At 71.3% G+C, this 22,883-nt stretch carries 13 protein-coding genes; all 13 read left to right on the forward strand.

What is annotated here, in order from left to right; all coding sequences use genetic code 11:
- Positions 1–8 precede the first annotated feature (8 nt).
- The 13 genes from A6A29_RS25890 (at position 9) to A6A29_RS25950 (ending at position 22,877) form a co-directional block, all read left to right on the forward strand.
- Entirely contained in the window at positions 9–2,234 is a 2,226-nt protein-coding gene (locus A6A29_RS25890; RefSeq protein WP_073723345.1) for an ATP-binding protein, read from the forward strand.
- Positions 2,225–2,512 carry a hypothetical protein gene (locus tag A6A29_RS25895; protein WP_073723347.1) on the forward strand — a complete coding sequence of 96 codons (288 nt, stop codon included), beginning with the start codon at positions 2,225–2,227 and terminating at the stop codon, positions 2,510–2,512. Before A6A29_RS25890 ends, A6A29_RS25895 begins: the two co-directional genes overlap by 10 nt.
- On the forward strand, positions 2,509–8,955 hold the full coding sequence (locus A6A29_RS25900) for an eCIS core domain-containing protein (protein WP_073723349.1): 6,447 nt from the start codon (positions 2,509–2,511) through the stop codon (positions 8,953–8,955). The genes A6A29_RS25895 and A6A29_RS25900 overlap by 4 nt, the downstream gene beginning before the upstream one ends.
- A gap of 39 nt (positions 8,956–8,994) precedes the next feature.
- Positions 8,995–9,711 (forward strand): hypothetical protein, encoded by a 717-nt coding sequence (locus A6A29_RS44965; RefSeq protein ID WP_143197079.1) that lies wholly within the window; start codon positions 8,995–8,997, stop codon positions 9,709–9,711.
- A complete protein-coding gene (locus A6A29_RS25910) occupies positions 9,708–10,394 on the forward strand; it encodes a hypothetical protein (RefSeq protein ID WP_073723353.1) in 687 nt (228 codons plus the stop codon). The genes A6A29_RS44965 and A6A29_RS25910 overlap by 4 nt, the downstream gene beginning before the upstream one ends.
- Positions 10,395–10,403: 9 nt before the next feature.
- The gene (locus tag A6A29_RS25915; protein WP_073723355.1) at positions 10,404–10,787 is read left to right on the forward strand and encodes a hypothetical protein; all 384 of its coding nucleotides are present in this window, start codon (positions 10,404–10,406) and stop codon (positions 10,785–10,787) included.
- A complete protein-coding gene (locus A6A29_RS25920; protein WP_073723357.1) occupies positions 10,780–11,919 on the forward strand; it encodes a hypothetical protein in 1,140 nt (379 codons plus the stop codon). Before A6A29_RS25915 ends, A6A29_RS25920 begins: the two co-directional genes overlap by 8 nt.
- Before the next feature lie 36 nt (positions 11,920–11,955).
- The gene (locus tag A6A29_RS25925; protein WP_073723360.1) at positions 11,956–12,486 is read left to right on the forward strand and encodes a phage baseplate assembly protein V; all 531 of its coding nucleotides are present in this window, start codon (positions 11,956–11,958) and stop codon (positions 12,484–12,486) included.
- 94 nt (positions 12,487–12,580) lie between these two features.
- Positions 12,581–12,925, forward strand: coding sequence for a hypothetical protein (locus A6A29_RS25930; protein ID WP_073723362.1), 345 nt, complete (start codon positions 12,581–12,583; stop codon positions 12,923–12,925).
- Entirely contained in the window at positions 12,922–13,305 is a 384-nt protein-coding gene (locus A6A29_RS25935) for a GPW/gp25 family protein (RefSeq protein WP_073723364.1), read from the forward strand. Before A6A29_RS25930 ends, A6A29_RS25935 begins: the two co-directional genes overlap by 4 nt.
- Positions 13,302–16,664, forward strand: a complete 3,363-nt coding sequence (locus A6A29_RS25940) for a putative baseplate assembly protein (RefSeq protein ID WP_073723366.1) — start codon at positions 13,302–13,304, stop codon at positions 16,662–16,664. The genes A6A29_RS25935 and A6A29_RS25940 overlap by 4 nt, the downstream gene beginning before the upstream one ends.
- Entirely contained in the window at positions 16,661–20,614 is a 3,954-nt protein-coding gene (locus A6A29_RS25945; RefSeq protein WP_073723368.1) for a putative baseplate assembly protein, read from the forward strand. Before A6A29_RS25940 ends, A6A29_RS25945 begins: the two co-directional genes overlap by 4 nt.
- Positions 20,615–20,636: 22 nt before the next feature.
- Entirely contained in the window at positions 20,637–22,877 is a 2,241-nt protein-coding gene (locus A6A29_RS25950) for a hypothetical protein (RefSeq protein WP_073723370.1), read from the forward strand.
- The last annotated feature ends 6 nt before the right edge of the window (positions 22,878–22,883 follow it).

Raw genomic sequence — 22,883 nt, forward strand, 5'->3', positions numbered from 1 at the left:
GTGAGGACATGGGTAGGTACGAGGGAAGCGGTCGGGGCGAGGGCGAACGCGAGGCCGAGGGCACCCGCACGAGCGGAGGCACGGGCCGGGGACGGGACGCGGCAGCACAGGGAAGGGCGCTCTCGGCGGCCGTCCACGCCGTCCTCGCCCGGGTGGACGCCCACGCAGGACGCGCAGGACGCGACGGACGAGCCGAACGCGACGGAGCCGCCCGCCGCCCGGAAGCGGAATCGGGCTCGGACGCGGGCGCGGTCGCGGAAGCAGAAGCGGGCGCGGAAGCGGAAGCGGAATCAAGCGCGGGCTCGGGTTCGGAGGCGGAATCGGGCCCGGACGCGGACGCGGGTACAGGGGATTCCACCCGGTCCGCCGGTAGCGCCCTGGACACGGGTGCCCCGCCCCAGGGCACCGCCCTCGCCTCCCCCACCGCGCCCGTGTCCCCCGCCGCCCTGGACGCCCTCGTCGCCCGCTTCGGCCTGAGTGCCTTCGAGCGCGATGTCGTCCTGCTGACCGCGGCCGCCGAACTGGAACCCACCACGGCCGCCCGCTGCGCCGCTGCCTGCGGTGATCCGGAACGCGCGTACCCCACCTTCTCGCTCGCCCTCGCCGCGCTCGGCGACCCGCACTGGAGCGCGCTCACCCCGGTCGCCCCGTTGCGCCGCTGGCGGATCGTCGAGCTGGACGACGAGTCCCGGCTGACCACGTCCCGGCTCCGGCTCGACGAGCGGATCCTGCACTTCCTCGCCGGTTCGCCCTACCTGGACGCCCGGTTGCACGGGCTGCTGCGCCGGACCACCGTGCCGGACGTACTGCCCGCCTCGTACGACCTGGCGGCGAACCGGGTCGCGGCGGGCTGGGCTGGGGCGGGGCGCGGGGCGCCGCTCCGGGTCGAGCTGGTCGGCGGCGATCTGCGGACGAGAGCGGACATCGCGGCGACCGCGGCCCGCCGCTCGGGGCTCGGCCTCTACGAGATGTCGGCCGCCGACGTCCCGGCCGCCCCGGCCGCACGCGACCTGCTGGCGCGCCTGTGGCAGCGCGAGGCGATCCTGCTGCCCGCGGCCCTGCTGGTGGAGATCGGCGACCTGGACCGCGAACAGGCTGCCGCCACCGACGCGTTCGTGGAGAGCGCCGCCGTACCGCTGGTCGTGTCGAGTCCCGACCCCCGGCAGACGGCGCGCCCCCGCGGTGAGCGCGTCACCGTTCCGCCGTTGGACGCGGACGAGCAGCTCGGGGTGTGGACCGACGCGTTCGCCGGGGTACCGGAGGTGTCGCAGGGCGATCTGCGCGACCTCGTGGCCCAGTTCGCGCTGCCGCCGCACCTGGTCCGCTCGGCGGGCGCCGCGGTGGCCCGGGATCTGCCGGGCGAGGACGTACTGGACGCCACCGGGCTGGCCTGGCAGGCGGGGCTCACCGAGGCCCGGATGGGCATGGACGAGCTGGGCCGGCGGATCGAGCCGCAGGCCGGCTGGGGCGATCTGGTGCTGGCCGAACGGCAGTTGAAGGTACTGCGGGAGATCGTCGCGCATGTGCGGCAGCGGCCGACCGTGTACCAGGAATGGGGCTTCGCCGAGACGCTGCGCCGGGGTCTCGGCGTCACCGCGCTGTTCGCGGGCGGCTCCGGTACGGGCAAGACGCTGGCCGCCGAGGTGATGGCGCGGGAGCTGGGTCTGGATCTGTTCATCATCGATCTGTCGCAGGTGGTCAGCAAGTACATCGGGGAGACCGAGAAGAACCTCCGCAAGGTGTTCGACGCCGCCGAGCAGGGCGGGGCGCTGCTGCTGTTCGACGAGGCCGACGCCCTGTTCGGCAAGCGCAGCGAGGTCAAGGACAGCCACGACCGGTACGCCAACCTCGAAGTCAGCTATCTGCTGATGCGGATGGAGGCGTACCGGGGGCTCGCGGTCCTCACGACGAACATGAAGCAGGCGCTGGACACGGCGTTCATGCGCCGCATCCGTTTCGTCGTCGACTTCCCGTTCCCGGGCGAGAGCGAGCGGGCCGAGATCTGGCGCCGGGTGCTGCCCGCGCGGGCCCCGATGAAGGGCGTCGAACCGGAACTGCTGGCCCGGCTGACCGTGGCGGGCGGCTCCATCCGCAACATCGCGCTGTCGGGCGCGTTCCTCGCCGCGGAGGAGGGCGACCGCCTCCAGATGCGCCACATGCTGGAGGCCGCCCGTACCGAGTACCTCAAGCTCGACCGTTCCCTGACGCCCTCGGAGGTGCACGGATGGGTCTGAACGAGCAGCAGCGCACGGTACGGGTCGACATCGGCGAGCTGGTCCTCGACGGGTTCGGCCGGGTGGACCCGGAGCGCGTGTCGGAGGCGTTCCAGGCGGAGTTGGGCCGGCTCGTACGGGAACGGGGCGTGCCACTGGCCGGGGACGGCGGGCAGGCGCTGGACGCCCTGGCGGGACTGCCCCCGCTGCCCGCGACGGTCTCCGCACGGCGCCTGGGCCAGGAGCTGGCCCGTGCGGTGCACACGGGTCTTTCGGGCGGGGGTGAAGCGACGCGATGAGTACGTCCCACTCGCAGGAGGCCCGCTCGGACCAGTCCGCCAAGCGCCGCAAGCGCAAGGAGCGCGCCGCCTCGCGCGCCCCCGAGCCGAAGAACATCGTCAGCGGGGCGGGGCAGCCGCTCGACCTGAGCGTACGGCGGGAGCTGGAGGAGCGGCTCGGCCACGACTTCGGCCGGGTGCGGCTGCACACCGATCCGGACGCGGGCGCGCTCACCGAGATGCTCGGCGCGGACGCGGTCGCGGTCGGCCAGGACATCTTCTTCCGCGAGGGGACCTACCGCCCCGGCACGGTCGACGGACAGCGGCTGCTCGCCCACGAGTTGCTGCACACCGTGCAGAACCCGCACGGTCTCGGCGCGCTGCGCGCCGGGCGTGACCTGGGCGCGGTGAGCCTGCCGCAGCAGGCGATGGAGCGCGAGGCGGAGGTGGCGGCGCAGGAGTCGGTACGGGACGGGGAGCCCGAGACCCGGGTCGGGGAGGGTCAGGCGACGCCGGGCTGGCTGCGGTACGCGACCGTGGACGCGGACCGGAACCGGATGGAGCAGATCGACCCGGCGACGCTCGTGGAGCGGCTGGCGAACTCCGTCGTACGCTCGCTGCGCGGCGACCCGGAGGACCGGTCCAAGCGCACCCGCAGGCAACTTGCGCTACTGCCCGACGAGTTGCAGGACAACGTCCTGGAGCGGCTGGAGACCAGGCTGCTCAGTTCGGAGCACGAGCGGCTGCTGGACCTCGTCGACGAGGTCGAGGCGTACGACGACCTGGAGCGGGACTCGCTCGACGCCCCCACCGCCGAGAACGATCCGGCGCAGGCCCTCCGGTACGAGCGCGACAGCGAGCGGCGGGCGGCCGAGGAGGAGCGCGCGGAGGCGGAGGAGCCGACGGCCGCACCGGGTCCGGAGAAGGAGCGGGACGAGGCGGAGGGCGCCCCCGGCAGTACGCCGGAGAACACCCGGGGTCCGAAGGACGAGGAGCGGGACGAGGAGCGGGACGAGGAGCGGGACGAGGAGCGGGACGAGGAGCGGGACGAGGAGCGGGACGAGGAGCGGGACGAGGAGCGGAACGCCGGCTCGGGCGCCGGCTCGGGAAGCGGTGTCGGTACGGCGCCGGAGGGCGGGCAGCCGGATGCGGCCCCGGCACCGGCTGCGGCGCCGCAGCCGTCGTCCTCGTCGTCCTCGTCCGCTGCCGCGTCCTCGGGCGGCGGGAAGCAGTCCTCGGCCCCGGCGGCGGGCGGCCGGGAGGGCAAGGAAGGGCAAGGGCGCCAGGAGGGACAGGACCAGCAGGGCGCTCCGGCCGCGAGCAAGGAGGAGTCGGCGGCGAGGAACCGGCCGGGCGCGACCGAAGCGCTCGTGGCGGGTCAGCGGCTGAAGCCGGAGGACAAGCGGGGCTCGGACAAGCCCACGGGTTCGTCGGCCACGTCCGGCAGGGACGCCCAGTTGCCCGGTGCGTTCAGCAGGCTGGAGGGCGTACGGAACCAGGATCTCGACGGTCCCGAGGAGCGGGCGGACGAGGACCCGTTCGCCTCGGGCAGCGGGTCGGAGGTCGAGGTCGGCGGCGGGGAGGAGAGCGCCTGGGACGTCAAGCTCCAGCCGGAGGACTTCCTTCCGGCGCAGGACCTCGATGTGTCCGGCGTACCGACCGCGGACAAGCTGGACCCGTCCTCGTCCGGCACGGCGGCCGCTCCGTCGTTCCCCGCTCCCCCGGTGACCAAGGCCGACCAGGTACAGGCCGAGCGGGACGCGGAGGACGCCGAGGACGCGGCGGCGGAGATGGAGCCCGAGGCGGACGGCGCCGGTTCAGCCGACGGTACGGAGCCGTCGGCCGAGGCGGACGGAGCCGGGCCGGCAGGGGCGCAGCCCGGCGGGCTCGCTCTGGAGCGGGCGGCCGAGGCGCGGCCGGTGACGACGTCGAAGGACCCGAAGAGCGGGGACGACCCGAAGGCCGGGCCCGTGGCCGCGCAGACGGCGGTGCAGGAGGCGCCGGGCACGTCCGAGGCGGGCAGCGACGCCAAGGAGGCGGCGGAAAAGGAGGAGAAGGGCACTCCGGCCGGAGGCGAGACGCAGGCGGGCGCCCAGGAGAAGGCTTCCCCGCAGGCGGTGGCGGGCAACGCGGCGGCGCCGGAGCCCGCGGCCAAGGAGGAGCAGAAGAAGACGGACGCGGCTCCGGCGGGCCGCAGCGAACCGGCGGCGGACGCGCAGTCCCCCTCGCCCGCGCGGGACACTCATGTCTCCGGCGGGTCCAACGTGGAAACGTCGGGGGGTGCGCCGAACGAGTCGGCGGACGGGCCCTCGTCGAAGAGCGAACCCGTATCCCGTACGGAGAGCGCGGCACCGAAGACGCCCGCCACCCCGGAACCCACGAAGCCCGCCGACGCCCCCACCTCGGCGAAGGCCGCACCGGCGCCCAGGGCCGCGGCGTCCAAGCCCGCACCGGCGGCCAAGGGGTCGCCCGGCGGCGGTGGCGGTGGCGGTGGCTCCAAGGCTGCCGCACCGGGGAAGGGCAAGGGCAGGAAGGACTCGGGGGCCGCACCGAATCTTTCCGGGGTGGCACCGGAAGCGGGCCTCACCACCGCCTCGAAGCTCAAGCCCCACAAGGCACTTCAGGCGATGAGCGGCGTGAGCGGCTCCGTGGACCGCACGGTCGGCGACGAGCACAAGTCCCTCGCGGCAGCGCCGCCCTCGATGCAGCGTCCGGCCGGTGCGCCGCAGACGCTCCAGGGCAAGCCGAAGGCCGACGCAGCGGCCCAGTACTCCCAGGATCCGGCGGCGAAGTCCGAGGCCCCGAAGGACGAGAAGGCCGAGGTCAAGGGCGCCAAGGAGCCCGAGGGCCAGATCGAGGCGGAGAAGGCGGAGGAGCCGGGCGGCTGGGACACGTTCAAGATGGCCCTGGGCTTCATCGGCGGCAAGATCGTGAACGGGATCGCGAGCGCCTTCGGCGCCGACGAACCCGTGGTGGACCCGCAGGAACTGGCCGCCAAGTTCGCCGGGCTGCCGACCAAGGACGAGGCGCTGAAGAAGGCCCAGGCGGGCAACGCGCCGGGCGTGGAGATGCAGGGCGCCGCCGAGCAGACGGCGGGCGAGCAGGGCACGGCCGTCGACACCAAGGGCCAGGAGACGGTCGCGACCGGCAAGGACGACGCCGGGCGCCCGATGGGCGAGAACCAGGTCTACCCCAACGCTCCCAAGGAGCAGATGACCGCGAAGGTCCCGGGGGGCCAGGGCGGCAACGGGGCAGCGCCGGACGGTGGCGCGGGCACCGGAGCCGTACCCCCGGAGGCCGCCTCCGAGGTGGCGGAGCACGAGCGGGGGCCGGAGTTCCAGGCTGCGTTCAGCGACGGCCAGAAGGGGATGTCCGAGGGGCGGCAGACCAAGGACAAGGACTTCCGCGACTCCCAGCAGAAGCACAGGGCCAAGGTCGATGCCGAGGTCGCGGCCAACACCAAGAGCCAGGCGGGCGAGCGTGAGAAGGCGCTTGCCGATGTCGACGCCGAGCGTGCCGACTGGCGCACGGAGCAGGACGCGGAACTCAAGACCCTCGGCACGAAGAAGACCGAGCGGCACGAGAAGGTCCGCACGGATGTACAGGAGAAGGAGAAGAAGACCGACGAGGACGTCGTCAAGGAGAAGGACGACGGCGACAGGAAGATCCGGGACGAGAACACCAAGGCCGAGAAGGACGCGGAGAAGGCGCGCGACGACAGCGTCGAGCAGTCGGGCAACTGGGTCAGCAAGGCCTTCGACTGGATCAAGCAGAAGGTCATCGAGATCAAGGAGACGATCGTCCGCGTCATCAGGACGGCGCGCAACGCGGTCATCGGCTTCATCAAGAACTTCAAGGAGACGGTCGAGCGCTGGATCGCCGAGGCGCGCAAGTTCATCGTCGAAGCGATCAAGAATCTGATCAACGATCTGATCGAATTCGCGAAGGCCATGGTGCGGGCCGTCATCGAACTGGCCCGCAGCATCAGGAAGTTCATCGCGGGCCTGATCGAGGCCGCAATCGCCCTGGTCAACAAGCTCGCGACGATGCTGAAGCAGATCATCACGGATCTGCTGGACGCCATCGGCAAGCTGCTGAGCAGCATCCTGGACTTCCTGAAGAAGATGCTCCAGGCCGTGGTCAAGGCGGTCGTGGACGCGGTGAAGGCGGTCCTGGACTTCGCCTCGAAGCTGCTGAGCGCGCTCGGTGACTGGATGCTCATCGCGGTCGACTTCCTCTCCGACCCGGGTGGCTGGCTGGGCGGTGCGAAGAACTCGGCGGTGGACGGCGCGAAGAACCACCTCTTCCGCGAGGTCAAGGCCGCGGTCAAGCAGTGGTTCAACGACAAGATCCAGGAAATCATCGGCGTCCCGAAGGCCATCTTGGACAAGCTGCTCAAGGGCGGCATCAAGATGGAGGAGATCGTCAAGGAGGCGTGGGACGCCGTGGTCCCCCAACTCCCCTTGATCATCGGCGAACTGGTCATGACGAAGATCGTCGCCAAGCTGATCCCGGGCGCGGGCTGGGTGATGGCCGTCATCGACGCCATCCGCACGGCGTGGGGTGCGCTGAGCGCGATCCTGAGCGCGCTGGGCATGGTGCTGGACTGGCTGAAGTCCGTACGCCGCGGGGGCGCCGGAATCCTCTTCGCCAAGGCGGTCGCGGCCGGAGTGGTCGCCCTCCTGGAAGTCCTGTACCAGGCATTGATGACGGGCATCGGCAAGTACGTGTCGAAGGTGGGCAGGCGCCTCAAGGGAGTCGCGGCGAAGCTCGGCAAGGGCGACAAGGGCAACGACAAGGGCCCGGGTGCCGCCGGCTCGGACGACAAGGGCAAGGGCGACGACAAGAAGGCCCAGGACCAGGACCCGAAATCCACCACCCCGAAGCCCACGGCCCCGAACGCCCGCCCGACTACGCCGAAGCCCACGACACCGGGCCCGAACGGCAAGCCGAAGACGGGCCCGGGAGAGGGCAGGAAGCCCACGACGACACCCACGTCCACGTCCAAGGACAAGAACGGCCGGCCGAAGAACAAGGACGACGACAAGCCGAACACCCGCCCGACCCCGTCCCCGAAGCCCAAGCCAAAAGCGGATCCCCCACCGAAGCCGAAGACCGAGCCGGACACGAAGCCGAAGCCGAAGGACGACACCCCGGGCAAGCCTAAGGACGACAAGGACACCCCGGCCAAACCGAAGGACCAGAACCCGACCAAGCCCAAGGACAAGCCGGGCGACAAGAACGCCCCGGGCAAGCCCACCAAGCCGAAGGACAAGGAAGACGGCAAGGATTCGAAGAAGCCGAAGCCGGACAAGCACAAGGACAAGGACGGAAAGCCGAAGGACAAGGACCCGACCAAGGAGAAGCAGGACAAGAAGGACCAGCGCAAGAAGGACGAGGACTCGAAGGATTCAAAGGATGAACGGCTGGACAAAATCATCCCCCGAATTCGCCGCATCCTCACCGAGCGACTCGAACCGGGTGTTTCGAATCGTGCGCATAGGGCACTTCTCTCGTCCCTGCGCGCGTGGTATCGACTGACCAGTTTGGACAAGCAGGGCGGGGACGAGTTCTCCATCCGGGCGACGCTCAACCCCAGCCGTCCCGTCATTGGTGGATTCTCGCAAGGCTTGCTCGACTACTTGCGGCGGCAACAACTGCCGCGCCCTGTCATCGAACCCGCCCCACAGAGCGGAGTCCGACCGGCAGTAACTACCCACGCCAAGTACATCAATCCAGAATATGCGAGGGAGCACGGCCAGGAACCCGGCGGACAATACACCGAGGGTTGGTACTACCTGTCGCGGTACAAGTTGACACCAGGCGTCCCCCAATGGGATCGCATGCACCTGCTGCCGCGCGAGATAGGCGGGGCGGCCGTGACATCCAACTTTGTTCCCGCCAAGAACTCCGACAATGCTCCGTTTTATCACACCATCGAAAAATTCGCCGCGGGGGCATTCGGGCAAAACGCAACGAATGATCCGCCGATCCCTGGATGGTACACAGCAAAACTGACACGCTACAAAGGCCAGAGTAATATCACCTACCCGCACGGAAACACGTATCCAGAAGGCTTTCCGCAGCAGCTCTCAGTCACGTGGGGGATGTACAAAAGGAGGGGTACCGGTACCGGTCAAAATAATTCAGACTGGATGAAGGAGGCCCCGAAAATGAACAGCGTCAAGAATTTTGACCCTCCGCCGGCACCGACCTTCGTCGGACCCCTTACACCTCCAATCAATATCAACACAGCCCCTCGCGGCGAGGTGAGGAAGGCTTTGGATAAATCGGGAGCAATGTACGTGAACGCAGTCCTCAAGCAGAGGACATTCAGCGACTTTGCCGACTTGAAGAGAAAGCTGACGGGATACAAATCAAAGACCGGAAAGCCACTGAATAACTTCGAAGCAACCATGAGGAGGCTCAAGCAGCGCGCAACTCACGGCTACTTCACCTTCTGATGAAATCCAGGTCTTTGATCCCGAAGAGAGCGAACAGTCATGCCGAATCTCACTCGCAACGAGCTGCGACACGCAGAATCACTGGACGGAATCCGGTCAAGCCCCGCTCTGAAGGCCGATTGCGGGAATCCTGATCAACTGGGATCAGCCGTCGAGACGGCTCGCTCTCTGAGCGAGTACGACGCAGCATGGGACGGCATTGCACTGGGCCAGGAAATCACGAACTGCGCTCTGCGATTCACCGACATGGGAGCCCAGTGGGAGACACGTACGAGAAAAGGATTTCCTGAAGTTCGCGGGGATTTCAATCTCCTTCACCTTCACGACGTACTGAAGCAAAAGGAAGGCGGCCCAGCCACGATTCCTGATCCTAACGAATTCCAAATCAAGTTCCTCTCGGAACTTCGCGTCTTTGATCACACACCACGATCCGGCGCCGGGAAGCTGACATACATCCGAATGCAACCCAAGGTCGATCCGCTGGAGATCTGGTACAGCGCCATCGCAGATATCGGCGGTGATCCATATCTGCCTGGATTCATCAAGATGAACATTACTTACTGTCAGTATCTCGATGCCATGATTCTCACAAAGGGCACTTACGGATGGCAATACCTGTATACAGATATCTCGCTGAGTCGTGGCGATTTCCACGAAACGGTCAAGTATCTCCAGGGCATGTTGTCGGTATTTCCCGAGATCTTCCCGCAGCACGACTACGGTGATTTGCGCGCCCGCCTGGAGGCCCGGCTGTGACCCGCTACGCAGACATCCCCAAGCCCATCCGCTCCGGCATAGTCGTCGTCGATCCCGAGCGCGGTACCCCCCAGCGCATCATCGTTCTCCAGTTCAATCCCGACACCCTCGAACGCTCCCTCGCGCCCCAGTCCGCCGGCGGTGGTGGGGACTCCGGCGGCGGAGGGAGTGGGGGTGGGGACCGGAATGAGGCGCTGCGGCTCAAAGGGCCCGCTCAGGAGACCTGGAAGTTCACCGCCGAGATCGATGCCACCGATCAGTTCGAGGTGGCCGCTCCCGATGGAATTCATCCGGAGCTGGCCACCCTCGAAATGCTCGTGCATCCGACCACGGCCCAGCTGCGGGAGGCGAGCCGGCTCACCAAGAAGGGAACCATCGAGATCAGCCCGATCGAGATGCCGTTGACCCTCTTCACCTGGGGCAGCAAGCGCGTCATGCCCGTGCGGCTGACCGAACTGTCCATCAACGAGTCCGCGTTCGACGTGAATCTCAATCCGATCCGGGCCGCGCTGAGCATCGGCATGAAGGTGCTCAGTGTCAGCGATCTGCCCGCCGGGCACCGCGGGGCCGATCTGTACATGGCGCATCTCGCGCAGAAGGAGCGGCTCGCCAGGGCCGCCCGTAGCGGCGGGCTCGCCGCGTTGGGGCTTGCCGGGCGGGACGCCGGGCTGGGGAGGGGCTGAGCCGAGGTCATGGCCGACATCGAACCGTACGAGAACGCGCTGGACACCATTCCCGGCGCCCACCCCTACCCGCGCTCCAGCCGGTACCACGACGCCGAGATCGGGGTGCACCGGATGGCGGACGGGACCGAAGTCCGTTACACCAAACGGCGGTTGCTGCCCCCGATCGAGAACGTCACGGACGACGAGACCGCGCCGCACACCGTCAGCAGCGGGGAGCGGCCCGATCTGCTGGCCCAGCGGTATCTCGGGGACCCGGGACAGTGGTGGCAGATCGCCGACGCGAATCCCGTGCTGGACCCGCAGGAGCTGACGCAGGAGGCGGGCCGTGTCATCGCGATCCCGCACGCCGGGGGCTTCCCCGGGGCGGGGGCGGGTGCGCGGTATGTCTGACCAGCCCGTGGGGGTCGGGCCCATCCACATCACCCTGGAGACGGGGCCGAAGCTGACCCGGCCCGTGCCGCCCGAGGTCGTGGAGGCGCTGCTGTCGGCTCAGATCACCGCGACCGCGGGTGAACGCAGCGGATTCCAGCTCGCGTTCGACCTGACCAAGCAGGGCGCGCTGTCCCGGCGGCTGCTGCCCGAGGGGTTCTTCGACCCGAAGACCCGGGTGATTCTCAGCGTGAGCGTCAAGGGCACCGCCTGGGTGCTGCTCGACGGGCTCATCGTGCGGCAGGAGGTCGGCGCCAGCAACCAGCCGGGGCACTCCACCCTCACGGTGACCGGCGAGGACCTCACCCTCCTGATGGACCTGGAGGAACGCACCGACCGCTATCCCAATCTGCGGCCCTCCGGACGCGTCGCCCGCATCCTGTCCCGGTACGCCGACTACGGCATCGAGCCCCATGTCTTCCAGGAGCAGATCGAACAGCCCCCGCGCGAGCGGCTCCGCGTCGACTACCAGTCGGGCACCGACCTGAGCTATGTGAACGAGCTGGCGCGTGCCAACGGCTACACCTTCTACCTCGAACCCGGCCCGCGCCCCGGCCACTCGGTCGCCGTGTGGGGACCGGAGGCCCGGCTCGGGCAGCGTCAGCACGCGCTCAACGTGAACATGGACGTCAACTCGACGGTGGACCAGCTGACGTTCGCGTACGACGGGACGGCCCGCGAGGAGCCGCAGGCCCGGGTGCAGGACCCGGCCACCCGCGACAGCCGACTGCTGCCGCAGCCCGACATCGGGCCGCTGCGCCCGCCGTTGGGCCGCCGGGCCACGCCCGCGCTGAAGCGCCGCACCCTGTCCGGCACGGCGAAGAGGGAGTCGGCGCAGGCGCAGGCGGAGCTGCTGGCGCGGGCCGCGCTGTCGGCCGATGCCATCTCCGGCTCCGGGTCGCTGGACGTGAACCGGCACGGGTACATCCTGCGGCCGCGCGAGCTGGTCGGGGTCCGTGGCGCCGGGGTGACGTACGACGGCGACTACTTCGTCAAGTCCGTCACGCACAACATCAGACCCGGCTCGTACCAGCAGAACTTCACCCTGTCGCGCGAGGGCCTGATCGCCCGGAGCGACACCGTACGACCGTAGCGCCGCGACCGCGGAAATGGACCAGGAGAGCTTCGCATGGCTGCAGGACCGAACAACCGGTTTCTCGGCAAGTTCCGGGGGCGGGTGGTGAGCAATGACGATCCGCTGAGGATCGGGCGGGTCACGGTCAAGGTTCCGGACGTCCTCGGCGACGAGACGTCTACCTGGGCCATGCCCTGCCTGCCGTTCACCGGGCCGCAGTCGGGCCAGTACGTGGTGCCGGCCGCCGGGGCGGGGGTGTGGGTGGAGTTCGAGCAGGGGGAAGTCAGTTTCCCGATATGGACCGGGTGTTGGTACGGGGACAGCTCCGAGGTGCCGCCCGATGCCCTGACCGGCTCTCCGGCGCACCAGAACGTGGTGGTCCAGACGTCGGACCAGCACAAGTTCGTGATGGGTGACGTACCGGGCGGGGGCCAGGGCATCCGGCTCCAGGCCGCGAGCGGGGCGTACATCCAGCTCGACGAGAAGGGCGTGACGATCGCCAACGGTCAGGGCGCCTCGGTCGTGCTGAACGGCGGCGAGGTCAACATCAACGACGGCCGGCTGATCGTGGCCAAGAAGCAGTAGCAGGAGCAGTAGGGGCGGAGCGGCAGTTGCCCGAGCAGTTCGCAGGAGCAGTAGCCGAAAGCGACACACACAGAGATCTACGGGGAGACGACTCTTGTCCACACGCGCAGGGACCATCGTCAGCGCCGCTGCCACGCTCACCTGCCCGCACGGCGGCCGGGCGTCCGCCACCTCCGGGCGACCGGCCGCCGTGCGGGTGGACGGGCTGCCCGTGCACACGGCGTCCGACGTCTTCGCGGTGACCGGGTGCCCGCACATCGTCGACGGGGTGCCGCATCCGTGCACCACCGTCCGGTGGACCCCGCAGCCGGGCGGCGTGCTCGTCGACGGCGCGGCCGCCCTGCTGCACACGAGTGCGGCGCAGTGCTTCAGCGCGGCACTCGTGCCGCAGGGGCCGCCGGTCGTCGCCACGTCGCTGCGGGGGGTGGTCTGCGGATGAGGGCGAGGACCGTACGCGGCGACATCGCGTTCCCGTTCCGTATCGACCGGCGTGGGCGCAGCGCCCACGCGCCGTACGACGACCATGTGCGGGATCTGGTGGAGCAGTTGCTGTTCACCAGTCCGGGCGAGCGGGTGATGCGGCCCGACTTCGGCTGCGGGCTGCTGGATCTGGTCTTCACGCCGAACAGCCCCGAGCTGGCTTCGGCCCTGGAGCTGTCGGTGCAGGCCGCGCTCCAGCGCTGGCTGGGCGAACTGATCGATGTGGAGTCCCTGGACGTGGTGAGCGAGGAGAACGTGGTCCGGGTGTATCTGCGCTATGTGGTGCGCTCCACCGGGAGCCGGCGCGACGAGGTGTTCGAAGGGAGCGGGCCCGCATGAGCAGCCCCAGCAGGGAGTTGGTCTGCCGCATGGACGGCAGGCGCGGCAAGGTGCGTGTGGCGCGGCTCGGTGGCGTGGACGCGGTGGAGTGCGGCGACGACGGTCTGACGCTGACGGTGACGTTCCTCGGCAAGGCGCCGCACGGGCTGTGTCCGGAGAACATCCGGATCGACGGCGGGCGCCGGATCACCGGGATCGAGGCGGTCGAGGTGGCCGTGGAGCGCGAGGAGGACCCGGAGCTGGACGACCGGCTGCTCGTGACGGTCGACCGGACCGGGGACACCTCGCGCTACCGGCTCTCCGTGGTGGACACCGATCCGTACGGGCGGCCGGGTACGGAGCCGTTCCGGGGGTTCGATCAGCGGTACTTCGGAGCGGAGTTCACGTTCCGGCCGGACTGTCCGACGCCCTTCGACTGCGTGGACGGGGCGGCGGGCGACGACCCCGGCCCCCGGCGCGAGGCGCCCGTCATCGATTACACGGCGCGTGACTACGACTCCGTGCGCCGGCTCGTCCTGGACCGGCTCGCGCTGACCACACCCGGCTGGGTGGAGCGCAACCCGGCCGATCTCGGTGTCACGCTCGTGGAGCTGCTGGCGCACACGGCGGACCGGATCAGCTATCAGCAGGACGCGGTGGCCACCGAGGCGTATCTCGACACCGCCCGCAGGCGGGTGTCGGTACGGCGGCACGTGCGGCTGATCGACTATCCGATGCACGACGGGTGCAACGCCCGGACGCTGGTCACCGTTGAGGTGACGAAGCGGCTGACACTGCGGCCGGGCACGTTCCGGTTCGCCGCGGTCGACGTCCGTACGCTGGGGCCGCGCGACCGGCCGGAGATCGGCGCGGTCGTGGAGGACCGCGATCTGGCGGTGCTGGCGGAGCGCGGATCGGTGGAGGTCTTCGAGCCGGTGGTGGCCGGGGAGCCGGCCGAGCTGCGGCCCGCGCACAACACCATCCGGTTCTGGACCTGGGGCGACGAGGTGTGTGCCCTGCCGAGGGGCGCGGTCTCGGCGACACTGCGGGACGAGTGGGCCGACAAGAAGCGCACGGTGCGGGCGCTGGCCCTGGCGCCGGGTGATCTGCTGGTGTTCGAGGAGGTGCGCGGGGCGCGTTCGGGTACGCCCGGCGACGCGGACCCGGCGCATCGGCACGCTGTGCGGCTGACCTCCCTCACGCCGGGCGTGGACCGGCTGTCCGGGCAGCCGGTGCTGGAGGTCACCTGGGCCCGCGAGGACGCGTTGACGTTCCCGCTGTGTCTGTCGACGCGTGACGGTACCGGCTGTGAGCCGGTGGCGGATGTGAGCGTCGCGCGGGGCAATGTGGTCCTCGTCGATCACGGCAGGTCGCTGACGTTCGGCGGGGCGCTCCCGGAGACGGTGACCGTGCCGCCGGAGCCCGCCGCGCTCGGTTCCTGCGAACCGTCCGGCTTCGGGTGCGGGGACACGGACGCGGGCAACGCCACGGCGCAGCTCGTGGTGACCCGTCTGGAACAGACCCGGCACGGGCGGCTGCTGACCGCCGATCAGGTGCGGGAGCTGTCCGTACTGGTCGGCGACGAAGAGGTGACGCGCGCCGGGATCGGGCTGGAGCTGGCCGGGCGGCGGCGCGAGAAGGTCGTGCCGGGGACGGCGTACGAGCAGGCCAAGGCGCTGGCGACGCTGCTGGCGCAGGTGGTCTATCCCGGCATCCGGCCCCGGTTCCGGCCGGTGCTCCAGCGCTCCCCGGTGGTGTGGGCGACGCCGTTCCCCTTGTCGGAGCATGTGTCGGCCGGGCAGGCCGACCGGCTGGCCGCCGTGCCCGGACGGGTACGGGAGCGGCTGGTGGAGCTGTGGCGCAGCGCCCGTGACCACGACGGGCTCGCCGAGAGGGAGATCGACGAGCTGACCGTGCTCTTCGGACTGCGGTTGCTGGACCATCTGGAGCTGCACCTCCACCCGGTGCGGGCGCTGCGGGAGCTGCTGCACCGCAGCCCGCGGCTGCTGGCGCCGAAGCTGCGCAGGCTCGACGTGCTGACGGCGCGGGCGCGGGCGGGCACGGTGCTGGACGCGGGCATCGCCTGGGAGATCGCCCGGAGTTGGGGCCCCGGTTACGCGACCGGGCTGCGTCCGGACGATCCGGTCCTGCGGGGTCCGGCGGCGGCGCTGGTCCAGGATCCGCGGGCCGCGCTGCCCGCCGTGAAAGCCGTGACAGGCATGACAGGCATGACAGGCGTGACAGGCGTGACAGGCACGACAGCCGTGGGCGCGGTGACGGCTGCGGAGGGCGTGACGGCCGTGGACACGGTGACGGCTTCGGGTGGCGTGACGGCCGTGGACGGCTCGGCGGTGTGGACGGCTCGGCGGGATCTGCTCGGCAGTGGGCCCCGGGACCGGCATCTGGTCGGTGAGCTGGAGGACGACGGGCGGGTGGCGCTGCGTTTCGGCGACGGGCGTCACGGTGCCCGGCCGCCGGCCGGCGCCAGGCTCGCTCTGCACTACCGGCTCGGCGGCGGCACGGCGGGCAATGTCGGCGCGGAGGCCGTCAGCCATCTGGTGCTGCGCCGGAACCCGGAGGCCGAGGACGCCGGTGACGCGCTGCCGGTCGCGGGGGTGCGCAATCCGCTGCCCGCGATGGGCGGCACCGATCCCGAACCGATGGAGCAGGTACGTCAGTTGGCGCCGCTCGACCTGAAGCGCACCCGGCAGCGGGCGGTGACCGCCGAGGACTACGCGGCGCTGGCGTCCGCGCTGCCGGGGGTGCAGCGCGCGGCGGCGGAGATCCGCTGGACGGGCAGTGCGCAGGAGGCCCATGTCGCCGTCGACGCGCTGGGGGCCGGGGAGCCGGACCCCGGGCTGCTGGACTCGGTGGCGTACGCGCTGGAGAGCTACCGGCGTATCGGCCACGACCTGGTGGTCGGCCCCGCCAGGAACGTACCGCTGGACATCGCCCTGTCGGTGTGTGCGGCACCCGGTCATCAGCACGGGCAGATCCTGGCCGAGCTGTACCGGCTGCTGGGTGCCGGACGGCTGCCGGGCGGGCGGCTCGGGTTCTTCCATCCCGATGCCCTGGTGTTCGGCGAACCGGTACGGCTCAGCGGCCTGGTGGCCGCGGCGGCCGGGGTGCGGGGCGTGGAGAGCGTGACGGTGACGCGGCTGCGGCGGCTCTTCGACAACGGCACCGACGACACCGACGACGTCACCGGGGGCACCGACTCCGCCTCCGGCGGAAGCGGCGACGACAACGGCCTGGACGATCCCGCCCTGGAGACGGGCGTACTGCGGCTCGGTCCGCTGGAGATTGCCCGGTGCGACAACGACCCCGACCGGCCCGAGAACGGCCGGCTGACCATCGAGCTCGCCGGAGGTACGCGATGAACGGCGCGGACGGCTGCGGCTGCGGTTGCGGTTGCGGCGGACATGATGAGCGTCGGGCGCCCGATGCCCTGTACAACCCGCCGGGGCGCTCGGCCCTCGACTACCGGGTCGGCGACTACGGCTCGTTCCTGGCGGCCATGGTGGACCGGCTCGCCTCCCCCGCCTACCCGGCGCTGCGCGGGCTGACGGTCCGCACCCCGGACGATCCGGCGATCGGGCTGCTGGACTCCTGGGCCGTCGTCGGTGATCTGCTCACCTTCCACTCCGAGCGGATCGTGGACGAGGCGTATCTGCGCACCGCGAACGAACACCGCTCGCTGGCGCTGCTCGGGCGTCTGGTGGGTCACCGGCCGAGGCCGGGGATCGCCGCCGACACCCATCTCGCGTACACCCTGGACCGGGATCCGCGCGACGAGGACGTGGAGGTGGTCATCCCGCGCGGGGCGCGCAGCAACAGCGTTCCGCTCACCTCCGAGGACGAGTCGCAGGTGTTCGAGACGTCCGCCGCTCTCGCGGCCCGCGCGTCGTGGAACGAGCTGGCGGTGCGCAGGCGCCGTCCCTCCCTGCTGACCGAGGAGGATCTGAGCGGCCGCTCCGAGATCCAGGTCGCGGGCACGTCGACGGCGCTGACGACCGGGGACCGGCTGCTGTTCGTCTTCAAGAGCCGCCAGGGCACGGAAGACGGGCAGGGCGCAGCAGGCGCCCGGGGCACGTCGGACAGCCAGGGCACGGACGGCCGGGGCGCGTCGGACGGGCAGGGCACGGACGGCCGGGGCGCGTCGGACGGGCAGGAGCCGGGGCAGCGGCTGCTGCGTACCGTCGCCCGGCTCCGGATCGACCGTGAGGAGGACGTGACGGGGATCGGGCTCCAGCAGTCCGCCCCGCCGTCCCTGGCCGAGCTGGTGGACCTGCTGCGCGAGTGGATCACGGAGGACGAGCGGGCGGTCGAGGACGGCGAGCCGACGCCCGACAACCCCAATCCGCGTCCGGTCAGCCGGTACATCGAGGAGTTCGACACCCAGGTGCTGGCCCCGCTGCGGGCGGACCTGGACACCATCGCCTCGCCCGCCCGCCTCGCGGCACGGCTGGTCGAGCCGCACGAGCGGCTGGCCGAGGCACAGGCGGTGGCCGGTGCGCACGAGGAGGTCGCCGCCTGGTTCGAGCAGTTGGAGGCGATGGTCGGTGAGGTGATCGCGCAGGCGTCGGACCTGGAGCCGTCCCGGCCCGCGCCCGAGCTGCTCCGCAAGCGCCTGCCGGAGGGTTCGGCGGCGCTGCGGGCCCTGGGCGCGGTGCTTCCGGCGCTGCGCGGCGGCGTCGTACGCCCCGGTGCACGCGCCGGGTCGTCGGGCACCGGCGCGTGGCGGCGGCCGGCGCCCGGTTCGGACCTGGGGGCCCGGCAGTTGGCGGCGCCCGGTTCGGACCTGGGGGCGCGGCAGTTGGCGGCGCCCGGTTCGGACCTGGGGGCGCGGCTGCTGGCGGCGCTCGATCCGCGGATCTCGGACGGGATGTATCCGGCGTGGCGGCAGTCCGCCCCGACCGCGCCCGCGCTGCTCCACGAGGTGCAGGCGCTGCGGGTGACCTCGGCGCCGTTCGGGGCGATGGCGCCGCTGCGGCCGGTGCAGGACGAGCGGGGGCGGGTGATCAGGCAGGCCGACTGGCCGCTGAGCGGTTCGGCCCTGACGACGATGCGCGTCGTGTTCGACACGGCGGGCAGGGTCCCGGTGCGTGCGGAGTTCCAGTACACGGAGACGGGTTCGTCGGTCCAGCAGTCGGAGAATCTTTCGGCGGAGACGACGTTCGAACTCGGGCCGGGCCGGGTCACGGTGATGGCGCGGGCCGCTCAGGACCACGATCTGAGCTGGCTCGGCAGGCGGCCCACCGACTCGCAGGAGCCGGGGGTCACCGCCCGGCTGCACGAGGGCCTGCCCGAGCGGACGCTGTTCGTCTCCCGTCCCGGTGAGGACGGCCTGGTCCATGTCGTCGTGCACAACGGCGAGTCCAAGAGCTGGCGGCTGGCGCCCGGCGATCACGAGCAGGTCCGGCACGACGGCTATGAGCTGACCGTCCGCTACACGGTGGGCAGCGAACCGGCGAACGTGGTGATCGGTATCGCGTCGGTGCCGGAGCCCGCGAACCGGCGGGTGATCGCGCTCGACTCGGTGCAGGACTCGGTCACGGTCGGCAGCTGGGTCGCGATCGAGCGCCCCCGCAAGGGCGCCGAGGGGCCGGACGGCATCCCCGGCGACCCGGACCTCCGGTTCGTCACCACCAGGGTCACCGCCGTACGCACCGCCGTGTACACCGACTTCGGCATCACGGGCCGCGGTACGGAGCTGACGCTCGCGGACCCGTGGCTCGACGAGCACGACGTGCTGCTCTCCACGATCCGGGACACCGCCGTGCACGCGGGCGGTCAGCCGCTGCGGCTCGCCGAGGAGCCGCTCGGCGAGGATGTGCACGGCAACGAGCTGGAGTTGGCCGAGCTGTACGACGGGCTGCGCCCGGGACGGCAGTTGATCGTGTCCGGGGAGCGTACGGACGTGCCCGCGGTGACGGGCACCGAACTGGTGACGGTCGCGGACGTCGAGCAGGTGCTGGACCCCATGGTGCCCGGCGACCATGTGCACACCCGGCTGACGCTGACGACGGACCTGGTGCACCGCTACCGGCGGGCCACCGTGCGGGTTCGGGGCAATGTGGTGGCGGCCACGCACGGCGAGAGCCGCGAGGAGCCGATCGGCAGCGGGGACGCGGACCGGATCAACCAGACGTTCGCGCTGTGGCAGTCGCCGCTGACCTGGCTGCCGGCCGACAACCCGCTGGGGGCCGCCCCGGCCCTCGACGTGCGGGTCGACGGGCTGCTGTGGCACGAGGTGGACAGCCTCGCCGGGCGCGGCCCGCGCGAGCGGGTGTACGTCGGCGGGGTGGCGGGCGGCCGGACGACGGTGACCTTCGGCGACGGGGTGCACGGGGCCCGGCTGCCCAGCGGTCACGAGAACGTCCGGGCCCGCTACCGCTTCGGTACCGGCCGGGCCGCCAATGTCCGGGCGGACCGGATCACCCAGGCGGTCACCCGGCCGCTGGGCGTCACCGGGGTCACCAACCCGCAGCCCGCGACGGGCGGCGCGGACGCGGACGGCCCCGGCCTGACCCGGTCCACGGTGCCGCTCGCCGTGTCGGCCCTGGACCGGCTGGTGTCGGTCGCCGACTACGAGGACTTCGCCCGCTCCCGCGCCGGGATCGGGCGGGCTGCGGCGCGCGAGATCTTCGACGGCAGGCGGCGGTTGCTGCACGTGACGGTCGCCGGGGTGGCGGACATCCCCGTCGCCGAGGACTCCGATGTGCTCACCGCGCTGCGTTCCTCGCTCGCCCGGTACGGCGACTCCCGGCTGCCGGTCCGGGTGCAGGTGCGCGAACTGGTCCTGCTGCTCCTCGCGGCGAAGGTGAAGGTGGCCCGCGACCACAGCTGGGAGCTGGTCGAACCCCGCTTGCGCCAAGCCCTGTTGGCCCGGTTCGGCCCCGAGCGGCGTGAGCTGGGCAGCCCGGCGCGGCTGTCGGACGTGCTGGCCACGGCCCACTCGGTGCCCGGTGTCGACCATGTGGACGTGGACGTCTTCGACGGGGTGCCCGCCTCCCTCACCCCCGAGGATCTGCTCGCGCTCGCCGAGCGGCAGGCCGGACCGCGGGCGACGGTTCCGGTGCGGCTCGGCGCGTACGACGAGGACGTGCACCGGGTCACCGCGCCGGAGGGCGAGACGCTCACCTCGGTCGCCGCCCGGTACGGCATCGGGCTCGACGAACTGCTGCGTCTCAACCCGGACATCACCGACACCCGGCGCCTGGCGAAGGGCCGCGCGGTGTTCGTCTTCCGCGGCATCCGGCCCGCCCAGCTCGCCCTGCTGTCACCGGACGTCCCGGACACGCTGATTCTGACGGAGGTCACCTCATGAACACCCAGGAAAGGAGCGCCGCATGAGCAGGGAACCGGACGGTCTCGCGGAGCTGCTCCCGCAGTGGCACCGGCTGCGGGACGCCGAGGGCGGTGAGCCGCTGCGCGCGCTGCTCGCGGTGATCGCCGAGCAGGTGGACCGGGTGCGTGACGGGGTCGAGCAGAGTTACGAGGACCTGTTCGTGGAGACGGCGGCGCCCTGGGTGCTGCCGTATATCGGCGATCTGGTGGGCTACCGGCCGCTGCCCGGGTACGAGCGGGTGCCGACGGCCGGTCTGGGCGGGGACGGCGAGGCCCGTACTCGGCTCGCCGAGGCGCTGGCGCCGCGCCGCGATGTGGCGGCGACGGTCGCCAACCGCCGCCGCAAGGGCACCCTCGCCCTGCTGGAGGAGCTGTCCCAGGAGGTCGCCGGGTGGCCGGCCAGGGCCGTGGAGTTCTCCCGGCTGGTCTCCCAGCAGCAGCCGGTGAGGCTGTACGGGACGGGGGCGCCGGCCGCCGACGTACGCAGGCTGTCCCGGGGGCGGCTGGCCGATGTCCGCCAGGGTGCGCGACTGGACCTGGCGGGCGGGCCGTTCGACACGACGGCACGGTCGGTGGACGTACGCAGGGCGGGTTCGGCGCGCCGGGCGGGAGGCCACTCCCCCGCCGGGGTCGGGCTGTTCGTGTGGCGGCTGAAGCCGTACTCGGTCACCCGGGCACCGGCGTACTGCGTCGACCGGGCGCGCAGCCTGTACACGTTCTCGATCCTGGGCAACGACAGTCCGCTGGTGACGAAACCGGTGCCGGAGCCCTCGGCCACGCACATCGCGACGGTCGACAACGTGCCCGCTTTCATCCGGCGGCGGCAGCTCTCCGACCGGCTCGCGGACTACTACGGGCCGGGCAAGAGCTTCACCGTCCGGCGGGACGGGCAGGACGAGCCGGTGCCGATGTCGGACATCGTCGTGGCGGACCTGTCGGGCTGGCGCTACCGGCCCAAGCTCGGTCAGGTGGCCGTGGACCCGGTGCTGGGGCGGCTCGCCTTCGGGTCGCGTTCGGCGCCCCGGCAAGGGGTCTGGGTCACCTATCACTACGCCGCGGGTGACGACATCGGCGGCGGCGAGTACCCGCGCGAGCGCGTCACACCGCCCGCCGCACGCTTCTACCGGGTGGGTCCGGGCCAGGCGTTCCAGCGGATCATGGACGCGTACGAGCAGTGGCGCGCGGACCGGCGGGCGGGCCACTGCGGGGCCGACGGCGTCATCGAGATCACGCACAGCGGCGCGTATCAGGAGCAGCTCGACTTCGACCTCGACCGAGGCGACCGGCTGGAGCTGCGGGCGGCCGAGGGCTGTCGTCCGGTGATCCGGCTGCTCGACTGGTACAGCAACCGGCCGGACGCCCTCAACATCCGGGCGCGGGAGGGCGAAAGGACCCCGGAGAGCGGCGGGGCCCAGGAGGACAGCGGGACCCGGAAGGGCGGCGGGTCGCGGGGCGGCGGGCCGGCCGCCGGCGGGAGCGGGGACGCGCCGCGCATCGTGCTGGACGGCCTGCTGGTCACCGGGCGCGGGCTCCATGTCAGCGGGCCCGTCGGCGCGGTCGTGCTGCGGCACTGCACCCTGGTGCCCGGCTGGTCGCTGGAGCCGGAGTGCGACCCGCACTCCCCGGAGGAGCCGAGCCTGGTCCTGGACCGGACCACCGCCTGTGTCTCCGTCGATCACAGCATCATCGGCACGATCGAGGTGATCGGCGACGAGGTGAGCCACGACCCGCCGGCGATCCATCTCCGCGACAGCGTCCTGGACGCCACCGGCCACGACCGGGCGGCGCTGTCCGCCCCGGACTGCCGTCACGCCCATGCCGTACTGCACGCCCTCCGCACCACGGTCATCGGCGAGGTGCACACGCACGCGGTGGAGATCGCGGAGAACAGCGTCTTCACCGGGCAGCTGCGGGTGGTGCGGCGCGGCGTCGGCTGTCTGCGGTTCTCCTACGTGCCTCCCGGTTCCCGTACCCCGCGCCGCCACCGCTGCCAGCCCGACCTCGTGGGCTCCGAGCGGGCGCAGGAGGTGCGTCCGCTGTTCAGCAGCGAGCGGTACGGCACCCCCGCGTACGGGCGGCTCGTGGACGGCGGTCCGTGGCAGATCCGCCGGGGCGCCGACGACGGCTCGGAGATGGGCGTCTTCCACAACCTGTACGAACCGCAGCGCGAGGACAGCCTGCGGGCCCGGCTCGCCGAGTACACCCCGGCCGGTACGGACGCCGGGATCATCCCCGTCACCTGACCCGGC

This window comes from Streptomyces sp. TSRI0281, assembly GCF_001905125.1.
Lineage (GTDB): Bacteria > Actinomycetota > Actinomycetes > Streptomycetales > Streptomycetaceae > Streptomyces.

Bases quoted from the DNA above. Each gene is read 5' to 3' on its own strand.
- A6A29_RS25900 (WP_073723349.1), top strand. From the start codon at position 2,509: ATGAGTACGTCCCACTCGCAGGAGGCCCGCTCGGACCAGTCCGCCAAG.
- A6A29_RS44965 (WP_143197079.1), top strand. From the start codon at position 8,995: ATGCCGAATCTCACTCGCAACGAGCTGCGACACGCAGAATCACTGGAC.
- A6A29_RS25895 (WP_073723347.1), top strand. From the start codon at position 2,225: ATGGGTCTGAACGAGCAGCAGCGCACGGTACGGGTCGACATCGGCGAG.
- A6A29_RS25890 (WP_073723345.1), top strand. From the start codon at position 9: ATGGGTAGGTACGAGGGAAGCGGTCGGGGCGAGGGCGAACGCGAGGCC.
- A6A29_RS25940 (WP_073723366.1), top strand. From the start codon at position 13,302: ATGAGCAGCCCCAGCAGGGAGTTGGTCTGCCGCATGGACGGCAGGCGC.
- A6A29_RS25935 (WP_073723364.1), top strand. From the start codon at position 12,922: ATGAGGGCGAGGACCGTACGCGGCGACATCGCGTTCCCGTTCCGTATC.
- A6A29_RS25920 (WP_073723357.1), top strand. From the start codon at position 10,780: ATGTCTGACCAGCCCGTGGGGGTCGGGCCCATCCACATCACCCTGGAG.
- A6A29_RS25915 (WP_073723355.1), top strand. From the start codon at position 10,404: ATGGCCGACATCGAACCGTACGAGAACGCGCTGGACACCATTCCCGGC.
- A6A29_RS25950 (WP_073723370.1), top strand. From the start codon at position 20,637: ATGAGCAGGGAACCGGACGGTCTCGCGGAGCTGCTCCCGCAGTGGCAC.
- A6A29_RS25945 (WP_073723368.1), top strand. From the start codon at position 16,661: ATGAACGGCGCGGACGGCTGCGGCTGCGGTTGCGGTTGCGGCGGACAT.
- A6A29_RS25925 (WP_073723360.1), top strand. From the start codon at position 11,956: ATGGCTGCAGGACCGAACAACCGGTTTCTCGGCAAGTTCCGGGGGCGG.